Source organism: Granulosicoccus antarcticus IMCC3135, assembly GCF_002215215.1.
Lineage (GTDB): Bacteria > Pseudomonadota > Gammaproteobacteria > Granulosicoccales > Granulosicoccaceae > Granulosicoccus > Granulosicoccus antarcticus.
In genome coordinates this window covers 3,647,986-3,659,950 of sequence record NZ_CP018632.1, presented here as the reverse complement: position 1 = coordinate 3,659,950, position 11,965 = coordinate 3,647,986, and the positions used below count along the sequence as shown (strand labels likewise).

The 11,965-nt window shown below is 53.8% G+C and carries 11 protein-coding genes; 4 read left to right on the top strand and 7 right to left on the bottom strand.

The genetic code is table 11. The annotated features are described in order from the left end of the window. Nucleotides 1-71 precede the first annotated feature (71 nt). Entirely contained in the window at nt 72-1,352 is a 1,281-nt protein-coding gene (locus IMCC3135_RS15695) for a flavin-dependent oxidoreductase (RefSeq protein WP_088918486.1), read from the top strand. 47 nt (nt 1,353-1,399) lie between these two features. Here the strand turns inward: IMCC3135_RS15695 and IMCC3135_RS15690 are convergent, their stop codons facing one another. The 5 genes from IMCC3135_RS15690 to IMCC3135_RS15670 form a co-directional block, all read right to left on the bottom strand. Next, complete coding sequence (locus IMCC3135_RS15690) at nt 1,400-2,689, bottom strand: hypothetical protein (protein WP_088918485.1); 1,290 nt, start codon at nt 2,687-2,689, stop codon at nt 1,400-1,402. Between the two features lie 86 nt (nt 2,690-2,775). Beyond that, on the bottom strand, nt 2,776-3,411 hold the full coding sequence (locus IMCC3135_RS15685) for a 3-oxoacid CoA-transferase subunit B (RefSeq protein ID WP_088918484.1): 636 nt from the start codon (nt 3,409-3,411) through the stop codon (nt 2,776-2,778). Then, complete coding sequence (locus IMCC3135_RS15680) at nt 3,408-4,076, bottom strand: 3-oxoacid CoA-transferase subunit A (RefSeq protein ID WP_088918483.1); 669 nt, start codon at nt 4,074-4,076, stop codon at nt 3,408-3,410. The genes IMCC3135_RS15685 and IMCC3135_RS15680 overlap by 4 nt, the downstream gene beginning before the upstream one ends. Then, nucleotides 4,073-6,040, bottom strand: a complete 1,968-nt coding sequence (locus IMCC3135_RS15675) for a TRAP transporter permease (RefSeq protein ID WP_205738067.1) — start codon at nt 6,038-6,040, stop codon at nt 4,073-4,075. The genes IMCC3135_RS15680 and IMCC3135_RS15675 overlap by 4 nt, the downstream gene beginning before the upstream one ends. Nucleotides 6,041-6,047: 7 nt before the next feature. After that, a complete protein-coding gene (locus IMCC3135_RS15670) occupies nt 6,048-7,181 on the bottom strand; it encodes a TAXI family TRAP transporter solute-binding subunit (RefSeq protein WP_088921875.1) in 1,134 nt (377 codons plus the stop codon). A 189-nt stretch (nt 7,182-7,370) separates the two neighbouring features. On the opposite strand from IMCC3135_RS15670, the gene IMCC3135_RS15665 reads away from it, so the two are divergent. Continuing rightward, nucleotides 7,371-8,294, top strand: coding sequence for a LysR family transcriptional regulator (locus IMCC3135_RS15665; RefSeq protein WP_169727468.1), 924 nt, complete (start codon nt 7,371-7,373; stop codon nt 8,292-8,294). 31 nt (nt 8,295-8,325) lie between these two features. On the opposite strand, the gene IMCC3135_RS15660 is transcribed toward IMCC3135_RS15665, so the two are convergent. Next, complete coding sequence (locus tag IMCC3135_RS15660) at nt 8,326-8,904, bottom strand: outer membrane beta-barrel protein (protein ID WP_157736016.1); 579 nt, start codon at nt 8,902-8,904, stop codon at nt 8,326-8,328. A gap of 298 nt (nt 8,905-9,202) precedes the next feature. On the opposite strand from IMCC3135_RS15660, the gene IMCC3135_RS15655 reads away from it, so the two are divergent. Then, complete coding sequence (locus IMCC3135_RS15655) at nt 9,203-10,030, top strand: MBL fold metallo-hydrolase (RefSeq protein ID WP_088918480.1); 828 nt, start codon at nt 9,203-9,205, stop codon at nt 10,028-10,030. 66 nt (nt 10,031-10,096) lie between these two features. Here IMCC3135_RS15655 and IMCC3135_RS15650 read toward each other — a convergent pair whose 3' ends face one another. Next, the gene (locus IMCC3135_RS15650) at nt 10,097-10,777 is read right to left on the bottom strand and encodes a TetR/AcrR family transcriptional regulator C-terminal domain-containing protein (RefSeq protein ID WP_088918479.1); all 681 of its coding nucleotides are present in this window, start codon (nt 10,775-10,777) and stop codon (nt 10,097-10,099) included. A gap of 132 nt (nt 10,778-10,909) precedes the next feature. Here IMCC3135_RS15650 and IMCC3135_RS15645 point away from each other — a divergent pair, with 132 nt between their 5' ends. Beyond that, a complete protein-coding gene (locus IMCC3135_RS15645; RefSeq protein ID WP_205738066.1) occupies nt 10,910-11,965 on the top strand; it encodes an NAD(P)-dependent alcohol dehydrogenase in 1,056 nt (351 codons plus the stop codon).

Sequence of the window (11,965 nt, the reverse complement as noted above, 5' to 3'; positions counted from 1 at the left end):
GGGGATTACACAATCGCCCTCAAAGCGTTAGCATGAGGCGACCTGTTGTTAAGAATCCATAGAGTATAAACATGAGCCAACCTCTAGTGATGATTGCCGGTGGTGGCATCGGCGGACTGAGCCTGGCGTTGACGCTGGACCAGATCGGTGTCCCGTTCATCGTATTCGAATCCGTGAGCGAAATGAAGCCGCTCGGCGTAGGCATCAATATCCAGCCCAATGCTGTCAGAGAGCTGTATGACCTGGGCATCGACGCTGCAAAGCTGGACCGCGTGGGTTTGCCGACGCGTGAATGGGCATTGGTAGGTCGCAAGGGCAATGACATTTACTCTGAACCGCGCGGACTGGAGGCAGGCTACCAATGGCCGCAATACGGTGTTCATCGAGGGCACTTTCAAACGCTGCTATATCAGGAACTCATCCAACGCGCCGGTGATTCCCGAGTCTGCCTTGGCAGCCGTGTCAGCGGCTACCAGAACAACCCTGACGGCACAGTGACCGCGATCGTGGAGCACAAGGACGGTGGCCTCATGCATCACACGGGTACGTTACTGGTTGGAGCCGACGGCATCCATTCGGCCATCCGCGCCCAGATGCATCCGGATCAACCCCCCATTCACTGGGGCGGTACCATGATGTGGCGAGGCACAACGCGTGCCCGACCCATTCGTACCGGTGCCTCGTTTGTCGGACTGGGCACTCACCAGCAACGCATGGTGATCTACCCTATTTCCGCACCTGACGAGGACGGCATGGCCTTGATCAACTGGATAGCGGAGGTCAACTACGAGACGGTTGATCAGCGTCCCAGTGGCTGGTTCAGGTTAGCGCAGGTTGAGGATTTCATCGAGCATTTTCAGGACTGGTCCTACGACTGGCTGGATGTCAAAGATCTGCTCAATGGCGCCGATGTCGTCTTCGAGAACCCGATGATCGACAGAGATCCAATACCCAGCTGGCTGGACAAACAGGTGACCTTGATGGGTGATGCCGCCCATGCCATGTACCCCACAGGCTCCAACGGGGCCAGTCAGGCGATCATCGATGCACGCATTCTGGGCGCGAAAATGCTTGAGCATGGGGTCTCTGGCAAGGCACTATCCGCCTACAACACAGAGCTGTGCGAACCCATATCCAAACTGGTTCTACGCAACCGCGGCGCTGGTCCTTTTGGCCTTCTCAACCTGGTTGATGAACGTTGCAACGGGGTCTTCGAGGACATCGATGCCGTGGTGTCACCTGACGAGCGTACTGCTTTCATGGCGGACTACAAGGCGGTGGCAGGCTTGGCCATCGACGAGCTGAATCGTGCACCGCAAACCATTGCACCTGGTTCGACCGTATTGATCTGAGCCTGTCGCAGTACACTCGTTGTCAGCTCTTCTTCGCAAGCCCTTCTTCAGAAAAAACCAAGAAGAATCCCCACACTCAATAACAGTGAAAAGAGCAACAGCACACCAAAGCTATAGACACCATTCCAGCCCCAGCTCACACGCCAGACCCCTTGATTGACAAGTCGGCTAATGAACACGGATGTGGTGGCAAAAGGTGCAAGAGTGACAGCACCTGCCCAGCCGGACAACAGTGCCAGTGTGGCGGCCAGCTCTGAAATGCCGCCATTGCGCACGACCAGCTCCCCCAGCACAATGACGGAGATAATGGGGTGAACTCCTATTACGCTGAACAACACGGTCGTCCACAACAATGCCAAGGCCAGAATGACCGGCTGAGCGCCAACAACACTGAACAGGGGGTTCATGGCCGCTTCTGGAATGAGTGCCGCGATCATCGGCCCCAACAGGCCTGCCATGGAAAAGACACCGATCTCAGTGACAAAGCTCGGTGCTCGCTCGATGAAACCAGTTTTCAGCGTGGCCGGCCCCGTCTGGCCAAATAGCCAGACAATCCAGATCAGCGCATAGATAGGGACTACGAACAACAGAACCGATTGGAAAGATACCGGTAGCATGACATCGAGTGTGAAGATGACCGTGCCGAGTCCGAGTATGTGCAAGACGACGAACAGTGCCGACCAATGATCGCCCGGCTCGGGTGCATCCACTTGAGGTCGAGGGTGCAATGGCCGCAGGCGTCGTTCAATGCTGTCCTGTGACCACCCAAAAATCAGCGCAGTGCCCGCAAATAGCAAGCCGAACGGTGCCACGTCGATCCAATGCAAATCCGGGAACACCAACAACAGGCTGTTGAGTGCAATGCCGAACGGTGTCCAGAAGGCTATTGTCGAAAAGCCTCGCATGATCGCGGATACGATCCGGCGCTGTCGTAGCTGGAAGACCAGCGGGCTCAGACTATCCCTGCGGGCCTCCAGCGCCCTGTTCACTGTTTCTACCAGTAAACCGAGGCCACCCATGTTCAGCAATGTGGTGAACAGATGGCCACCCGCATACATGGACAAATAACGGCGGGCCGGTGGTTGTGAAATCAGGTACCGACCGGCACGAATAAAGTGTGTGTCGTGTGTCGCGACTACCCGCATGAATCCCAGTGCGGTGAGCAGAGCGCCAAGAAACACCATGCGCTCCAAGCCTGCCAGAATATCTGAAGAGCTCAGTGACGTGCCACCAGAGCTTAAGATCAGCAGCATGGCGAGCCCGAAGAACACCTTGACCACCGTCGAGGTTTGCCGCAAGTTCAACGCGACATAGATCAGCAACGCCGGCGCGGCCACATACGTCCCGCTGGTTATGCCAAACAGCTTGCTTGCCAGGACCCCTGCCAGACACAGTGTGAGGCATAGGGCGCTGATATACGTTTTCAGGTGTGAATCCTGGCTTCTGTGAGAGATTGAACGTCTTCGAGTGAGTTACCGGCAAGCAGTTCGACCAATGCAAATCCATCGGGTGTAATGTCAAGAACCACTAAATCGGTGTAAACACGAGTGACAACACCCAAACCGGTTAGCGGATAAGTGCACTTGTTGACAAGTTTAGGTGATCCGTCCTTGTTGGTGTGTCGCATCATGACAAATATCGTCGGCACTCCGACAACCAGATCCATAGCGCCACCCACAGCGGGAGGAAATTTCTCATCCAGTGTCGCCCAATTAGCCAGATCACCATTCTGCGCAACCTGATAGCCTCCTAGAACAGCAATATCGATATGCCCGCCTCGCATCATGGCGAACGAGTCTGATTGCTCAAAAAACGATCCGCCCGGAGCGGTAGTGATCAAACGCTTACTGGCGTCAATCAACTCGACATCCTCCTCGCCGGGTGCAGGTGTCGGCCCAACCCCCAGAATGCCGTTCTCAGACTGATAGATCACCTCGCGCCCTTCGGGCAGGTGAGATGACACATGGGTGGGCTTGCCGATGCCAAGATTGACGTAGGAGCCATCGGGAATGTCCTGTGCAACCCTGGCCGCCAGCTGCTGATCAGTCAGACTATTCACGGTCGCACCCCATATTCAACAACATTCTGTACGAAGATGCCGGGCGTCACCACGCTCTCGGGATCAAGCGGCTCGCCAGACAAGTGCCGAACTTCGGCAATCGTAACCTTGCCTGCCATTGCCATGACCGGATTGAAATTTCGTGCTGTGCCATGGTAGCGCAGGTTGCCCCAACGGTCTCCGGCCTCGGCCCGAAGCAGTGAGAAATCAGCCGGCAAGGGTTTTTCAAGAACATAGCCGACCCCATCGATCAGGCGGGTCTCCTTGCCTTCTGCCAGCAGAGTGCCGTAGCTGGTCTTTGTCAGGAATCCACCCAGACCTGCCCCTGCAGCACGGATACGCTCAGCCAATGTGCCCTGAGGTACCACCTCCAGTTCAATCTCTCCTTGCTCATAGCGACGCTCAAACCAGACCGATCCGGGCGAGCGCGGGTATGAACACACCACTTTGGCAACCTGACCTTCTTTCAATAACCGAGCGATACCGGTTTCACCCGCCCCCGCGTTATTGGAGATGATCGTCAGCTCACGCGCGCCTTGCTCGACCAGTGCGTCAATCAAACCATAGGGGATGCCCGAAGAGCCAAAACCTCCGATCATTACCGCAGCACCATCCCCTATTTGCGAGACGGCTTCGTTCAGGTCCTTGACCCGCTTGTCAATCATTGGGTTGACCCTTTATATCGGTTGTGAGGCTTGTTTGCGTTCAAAAAATAGTTGATACCGATGACTCCAGCCAACAGGACAAAACCGATCAAACTGGTTTTCAATTCAGGAACCAGAATCAGAAGACCGCTGGCGCCGATCACAAGTCGGCTGAGCAAGCCGATTTTTCCCACCTTGTAGATCCACTGTTCGAATGCCGCGGTCAGCGCCCAGATAGCGATCACTGCAAGAGCAACAGAGAGCAGAATGTCTCCGGCAGAGCCTTGCATGATCAGCGCCGGGTTGTAGACAAACATGAATGGCAGGATGAACAGCGTTATGCCGAGCCGCATGGAATAAACCGCCGTGCGCATCGGCGGTGCATCGGCAATATTGGCAGCGGTAATTGCAGCCAGCGCCACTGGCGGCGTGATGTATGACAGCATTCCCCAGTACAAGATGAACAGGTGACTTGCGATAGGATTCAGGCCAGCCTCGATCAAGGCCGGTGCCAGCAGGATCGACAGAAAAATATAGCAAGCTGTCACTGTCATTCCCATGCCCAGAACGAAACTGGTCACAGCCCCTGCAAGCAGCATCAGCGCCACGTTGCCATCCGCATATAGCAGCAGTTCGCGCGAGAAAGCGCCTGCCACCCCGGTATAAGACAATCCACCGACAACCAGACCGATGCCCGCGAGCACCGCGACAAGATTAGCCACGTTCACCGAGGTATCCATCAACAGCCCCTTGGCACGTGCCAGCGTCAGCCGCGTCTCCTTGTTGAAGGAGGTCGCAAGGATCATCACGGCAGAAGCATAATAAGGCGAGCGCGATTCCATACGCAGAACCATCAATACAAAAACGAGCACCGCCAGGCTCAACAAATAAGGCCAGCCACTTCTGATGACCGGCCAGATGTCCGGCGTCTCCGATCTAGGCAAACCGTCCAGCCCGCGCCTGGCCGCATACATATCAACCTGGAACAACAGCGCAACGTAGAACAATATGGCCGGGATAATGGCGGCAAATACAATCTCGGTATATTGCACACCCAGGAAAGAGGCCATGACAAAAGCCACAGTCCCCATGACCGGCGGCATCAACGTGGCACCGGTTGAGGCACAACTTTCGACAGCAGCGGCGTAGTGTGCGGGATAGCCGACACGGCGCATCGTCGGGATCGAAAAAGGCCCTGAGGTCAGAATGTTCGAGATCACACTGCCCGAAAGAGAACCCAGAATGCCGCTGCCAAGAACCGCCACTTTTGCAGGACCACCGCGTCTGTGACCCAGCAGTGCATTGGCAAGATTCATGAAGAACTCGCTGCCCTTGGTTGCCACCAGGACAGAACCGAATATCACAAAGCCGATGACCAGCTCAGCCACCACTTGCATCGGAATACCAATGATGCTCTCCACACCCAGCACATGCGCCCGCACGGTTTCCAGTGGAGTGAACTGCGATCCCCACAAGAAGCCTGGCATGTGTCCCGCATAGAGCGGAAAGGTACCGAACAGCAGTGCAGTACACAGTAAGACTCCACCGCCAGCGCGGCGTATGCCTTCGAGCACCAGCACAATCATGATCAAGGCCATTGCATCGGCCATCGGCGGTGCGTCGTATTCCCAGCCTCGCTGCAGAATATCCAGGCCGTGTAGTCCCAACCACAAACAACTGGATAAAGCCGCAATCGCCAATAGTGCATTTAACCAGACCAGTCGGTTCGGATGGGCTTTCGAGACCGGTAGATGCAAAAAGGAGATTGCCAGAAAAATTCCAATCAGATAATAGAGATAGGAATTACCAAGCGGCTGGAACCCTGCAAGATTCAGCAGGAACTGTTGATTGAGCGCCATCAGCACACCGATGGTACCTAGCACCATGATGGCAATCCGCCTCCAGCGAAGCGATGGCACGGGCTCGACTTCAAGCTGTGGTGGAGCCACTACTTCAGCAATCGGGAGTGTATTTTCAGGTGACATTGCAGACTCATTGCAAGATCAGGGAAGCCACCACTTCACGCTGCTTTTCCATCCATGCTTTGACATAGTCATCTTCACTCAAGTCCACATGCAGCGGCTTGAACTCGGCCCAGGCTGCAACCAACGCATCCAGGCGCTCAGCCCGCTTCTTGTTCCAGGCTGCATCTTCTTCTGTCCAGATCCCTTTCTCCTTGAGATAGCGAATTGCGCCTTCGTGAAAAGGTACATCAACTGGCGAGTGGCCTGACTTTTCCAGCGCCCAGCGTTCCATGGTTGCCGTGCCGTTCTTGTAGAGATCATAGCTTTCATCTAGCGCCTTGATGAACGCGTAGACCTCGTCAGCCGACTTGTCCTTGGTCGTGGCAATGATGGGATAACGATAGGCTGCCATCTGGATGGTATCGCCCTCCTTCAAACCGGCGGCAACATCCTCTTCTGAGGGCCCCATGATCGGCAGCATTTTTTGCATGGATTCCCAGCCTGCCTTGTTATCAGGATCTAGCCTGGGGTAGTGAATACCTCTGGGCGACTCAGCGAGCTCGTAAAGCTGACTGGTAGTCGGTGAGGTGCACGTCGCGTCAGACTCATTGCGAGTCATTGACGACATGGCGGAAGCGTAGGTTGGGAAAGTGATAACTTCCACATCGTCCAGTGTCAGACCACCAAAGGCCAGAACAGCCTCGCATTTCACGTTGATTGAGGGGTTGCCAGCGACAAAGGCAATGCGCTTGCCACGCGCATCTTCGACATTTTCGATGCCGGCATCGCCTGCTGCGATCAAATCAAAACCGGCAGGTCGTCCGGCTATTGCGCGCAATTCTCCTGGCCCCCAATCCGGAATAGCAAAATCATGCACGCCATCGCTCAGGAAAAAGGCTTCAGTTGCCAGAAACGCATAGTCTGCGCGGCCCTTCAAGAGTGGCTGCAAACGTCCGATGCTACTGCCCGAGGGCTGAATTCGAATTCGTGTTCCAAATTGTTTGCCAAAAGCATCGGCAATCGCCGAGGCCTCGGCATAGCCTGCTGAGCCGACATCATAGGATGACCAGATCATTGTTTTCGGCAATTCTTGAGCAACCGAGGGCAGCGCCGCGATAGCCATCGCCGAACCCAGAATCGCACCCAAATATTTGTGTGTCATCAAACTCTCCTTTTCTGCATTGATCACGCAGATGCCCGCTGAAAAACTCACTGCGGAACCGGTTATGAGGAAGAAGGCGTTGTAAACATTGACAAAATGTCGCCTCCCCAAGCTAACGCGAGGTTATCGACTTGCTAATCACATGACAAATGCTATATGGATATACCAGCAATACCAAACGGGCATGGGATGAACCTGAAACAGCTTCGCAATTTTGTCACCATTGTCGAATTGAATAGCATCACCGCAGCGGGCAAACAGCTGGGCGTTGCGCAACCTGCGCTCAGCCGACAGGTCACGATGCTGGAGGAAAAGCTAGGGGTCAGTTTACTAACGCGGCACGGGCGCGGTGTTGTACCCACTGATGAGGGGATCAGGCTGGCAACGAAAGCAACGGCGATTCTGGAACAATTTGATGATCTGATCGATGACTTCTCAGGGACCAAACGGGATCTGAGTGGATCACTCACTCTGGGCCTACCACCATCGGTAGCTGATGTGATGGCCGCGCATCTGATCGACCGCACCCTGCAGATATTCCCGGCTGTGAATCTACGTATCACCTCCGGCTACAGTGGACATGTACAAGACTGGCTGAGTCGCGGCAAGATTGATCTTGGCATTGCCTATGGGGGGCGACAACCACACTCTGTGAAAGTCAGGCCGATTATCGAGGAAGAGCTGTTCTTCATTCAAAAAAGTGACGAGCCAACACACGACTCATCCCCGATCAAACGAGCTGATGCTTTAAAGCAACCATTGATCCTGCCAAACCAGGAACATTTTCTTCGAATGCTGATAGACACCGTAGCCGAAGCCGAGGGAGTTGCGATGAATGTGGTTCTTGAACTTGATATCCTGCCTACGACCTTGTCCTGCGTCGAAAGAGGTATGGGGTCCACCATTCTTCCAATGGTGAGCGCCTTTCAGCATGTACGCGATGGCAAATTACTGGCAAGGCCTATCGTCGATGAGCCCATCACGCGCCGGCTTGACCTGTTGAGCTCGCTCAACCGTCCTCTCAAGCGCCTGACGGACGTCTATTCCGATTTCCTGATTGCCGAAATCCATAACCTGGTGTCCACGGGTGAGTGGCCTGGACAGGTGTTGTAATACCGGCCGCCTTGCCAAGGCGGCCAAGTCATCAGAACCAGTTGTAGCCCAATGAGACTCGCAGACTGGTTATCTCGTAGTCGATATCCGTAATGAAGTTTTCATCGTCTGTAATGTCCAGGTACATCAAACTTCCGTCGACGTAAAAGTTCTGCGTGATGCTATAGCCACCACCGAACACCAGACCCGAGCCAGTCGCAGAATCGTAATCATCTCTGAAGTTCGAATCGTTCCGATCATTGTTGTCGATGGTGATTACTCCCACTCCAACGCCACCGAACAGATAGGCACTTGGGCCCGAACCACTGAAATAGAATGTTGCACCCGGCCCCAGCAAACCATAGACCGCATCGCCGTCTTGTTCCAGATCGTACATACCGTAGATCGTGACGTGATCACTGATGCCAGCACCGATCGACAAGCGAAACTGAAGGCCGGACTCAGAACCTGATCCGCCTGGCGCACCATCGACCTTGGCATCAATATCAGTCGTATGAACGCCACCCGCGACACCAATCATGAAGCCGCGTCGTTCACCATCGAACGCATGGGCAGAACTGGCGGAGACCGCTAACGCGGTGGCAAGAGCAACTTTTGTAATTTTTCGCATGAAATGCATTCCTTGGCTGATTCCAGGGCCCTATCCTAACCGAGTTGGGCTGCTCAACCACCATGGTTGACCCATCATTTTTCAATTGATCGGACTCATGTAAATTCCCGGCTGGCTTACGGGTCCTGCATTGACAAGCCAGACACCCACAAAGGAACCAATCCTATTCCAATTTGTCACAATCGACAGCCTTGCAGAAATCCTACGAAATCATCGCGCGTCTCGCCGCGAATCACCACGAAACGCTCGCAGTAGGATCTCTGCTCACAACAATCACCAATAGAAGGACTGACCCACCATGCCTCGCCTGCTTTCTGCCATTCTCCTCACCCTCGTCTTGCCCTCAGGCGCCTCCTTCGCCCAGGATCGAGCCATAAGCAACATTGCAGGGGACGTATACCGTTTTCAGAACCAGTTTCACAATTCCATTTTCGTCATCACCGATGACGGAGTTGTAGTAACAGATCCGATTAATGCAGAGGCTGCCTTATGGCTTCGATCGGAAATTGGCAAACTCACAGAAAAACCCATTACCCACCTCATCTATAGTCATAGCCACGCTGATCATGCATCCGGTGGCGCAGCCTTTGGCGAGGTAGCTGATGTTATCGCTCACAAAAACGCTCCCGACCGAATAGACGGCATCACCCCTACCCTGCGCGTGGAGGATGCCACCATCATCGAGACAGGTGGAAAGACAATCGAATTGACACCTCTCGGACCGGGCCATGGTGACGATCTGATGGCCATGGTCGTTCGACCGGAGAATGTCAGCTTCGTTGTCGATGCCGTCGCGGCCAAACGCCTACCTTTTCGCGACTTCGCGAACGCCAATGTCGACGACTGGACCAATCAGGTGCGCATCGTCGAAGCCCTGGACTTCGAGATTCTGGCAGGTGGACATGGCCCCCTGGGTGACAAGGCAGATGTCACGGATGGACGAATCTATCTGGAAGAACTTCGTGAACAGGTCTTGTCAGGTCTGAAATCCGGAAAGTCCGTCGACGAACTGGCAAGCAGCATCACCATGGATGAATACAAGGATTGGGCCTCCTACGAGCAATGGATAGAACTGAACGTACGCGGCATGGCGAGACACCTGATTGATATTGGGGCTGCTGAGTAAGACTCTTGTCCCGCTGCTGAAATCAGCCCGGGCATGCCTCAACTAGACTTCAGAGAGTCGATCGGCTCAAGCATCCGCTTTTGCCATCGACTCCAGACTGTCGAGGATCAGATCAAGACCGAATTCGAATTCACGCCCGAAGTCATATCCAGGCTGCATCACGTGTTCGCTAGCGAATTCCATGAGGTTCGGATAATCCTCCATTGGCGCAGCTTCCATGACTGACTCTGCAAGCTCTGCCATCTCTGGCCCTGACGTTGCCGGAAGGCTCGCCTCCTGTATTGCGAATCCATAGACGAATGCATCTATCAACGCATAAGCGTGTGCGGTCATTGCTATCGACAAGCCTCCGTTGCGTAGACATCCGATCACCGCATCATGTTGTTTCAACGTGGCTGGCCCCGGACTTCTTCTTGACTCCATAAGCGGAACGGCCCACGGATGCCCCGCTAATACCGCTCGGGCTGAGGCAGAGCGTTCATAAATTGCCTCTTTCCAATGGGCATCAGCTCTTGGGAGTGTGATTTCACTAAACACTGTGTCAACCATGCAATCGACGATCATCTCTTTGTTCGACAGATGATGGTAGATAGACATCGGTTTTGCGTTGAGCGAGTCCGCTAACTTTCGGATAGTTACTGCATCAACGCCGCTGATATCGGCAAGCTTGATCGCCGCCTCTACAATGCGGCTGCGTGTTAATGGCTCACGTTTAGAAGCTTTTTTTCCGGTCACTTTGGCGCTCATGATTTCATCTGTGCCTCGTTTTGCATCGACTTGAAAAACTCTCCGCTATCTGAATAAACGTACATTGTACGGATGTTTATGATTAAATACCGTACTAAGTACGGTTTGCAATAAAACATCCGGAGCAAAGTCATGCAAAAAACTGCAGCAGCCCCCAATCAATCAACCAGACAATCTAAAACGCATGATCACCTCACCATGCAAGCGATTGTTCAGCATCGATACGGATCTTCCGAGGTGCTCGAACACACCACTATTGATCGTCCAACCTTCGGGGATAAGGAGGTCTTGATCGAGGTGCATAGTGCTGGGCTTGATAGAGGTACCTGGCACCTGATGACCGGCACCCCCTATTTGATCAGAATTCTCGGCTTCGGCTTTTCCAAACCAAAACAAGCAACTCCCGGGCTTGATGTTGCGGGACGAGTCGCGGCAATTGGTAAAAGCGTGAGCCGACTTGCTGTCGGTGATGAGGTGTTCGGCATTGCCAACGGCTCCTTTGCCGAATACGCCACGGCTAGTGAAGATACACTGGCTATCAAACCGGCAGATTTAAGTTTCGAGGCTGCCGCTGCAGCGACTGTATCGGGCGTTACCGCACTTGAAGCCCTTAGCGATATTGGACAACTCAAAGCGGGAGAACGTGTCCTGATTGTTGGCGCTTCAGGTGGGGTTGGAACATTCGCGGTGCAGCTTGCAAAAGCAATGGGGGCTGAAGTTACCGGTGTTGCGAGTGCATCCAAATCCAATTTGGTTCTCTCGCTCGGCGCCGATCATATTGTTGATTATAGTACGGACTATCTTGAAGATCCGACGCATCAATATGATCTTATCATCGACATAGGTGGTCGCAACAAGGTCTCCAGTTTACGTAAATTACTAACCCTTACTGGAACCTTGGTTTTCGTTGGTGGCGAAGGGGGCAATCGAATTACCGGTGGCATAGGCCGTCAAATAGGCACCAGCCTGATGTCTATTTTCTACAAACAACGCCTGACGATGTTCGTCAGCAGCGTCAGCCTCAAGAATATTACAAGACTAAGAGAGTTCATTGAATCTGGCGCAGTGACACCAACAGTTGGCAAGTGTTTTAACCTTAATGAGGCTCAAACTGCGATGCGCGAAATGGAAGCAGGTATGACATGCGGAAAGTCGGTTATTGTCATCCAGCCATCAACAATCACTTGA

Bases quoted from the DNA above. Each gene is read 5' to 3' on its own strand.
- IMCC3135_RS15695 (WP_088918486.1), top strand. From the start codon at position 72: ATGAGCCAACCTCTAGTGATGATTGCCGGTGGTGGCATCGGCGGACTG.
- IMCC3135_RS15680 (WP_088918483.1), bottom strand. From the start codon at position 4,076: ATGATTGACAAGCGGGTCAAGGACCTGAACGAAGCCGTCTCGCAAATA.
- IMCC3135_RS15675 (WP_205738067.1), bottom strand. From the start codon at position 6,040: ATGTCACCTGAAAATACACTCCCGATTGCTGAAGTAGTGGCTCCACCA.
- IMCC3135_RS15670 (WP_088921875.1), bottom strand. From the start codon at position 7,181: ATGACACACAAATATTTGGGTGCGATTCTGGGTTCGGCGATGGCTATC.
- IMCC3135_RS15665 (WP_169727468.1), top strand. From the start codon at position 7,371: ATGAACCTGAAACAGCTTCGCAATTTTGTCACCATTGTCGAATTGAAT.
- IMCC3135_RS15660 (WP_157736016.1), bottom strand. From the start codon at position 8,904: ATGCGAAAAATTACAAAAGTTGCTCTTGCCACCGCGTTAGCGGTCTCC.
- IMCC3135_RS15655 (WP_088918480.1), top strand. From the start codon at position 9,203: ATGCCTCGCCTGCTTTCTGCCATTCTCCTCACCCTCGTCTTGCCCTCA.
- IMCC3135_RS15650 (WP_088918479.1), bottom strand. From the start codon at position 10,777: ATGAGCGCCAAAGTGACCGGAAAAAAAGCTTCTAAACGTGAGCCATTA.
- IMCC3135_RS15645 (WP_205738066.1), top strand. From the start codon at position 10,910: ATGCAAAAAACTGCAGCAGCCCCCAATCAATCAACCAGACAATCTAAA.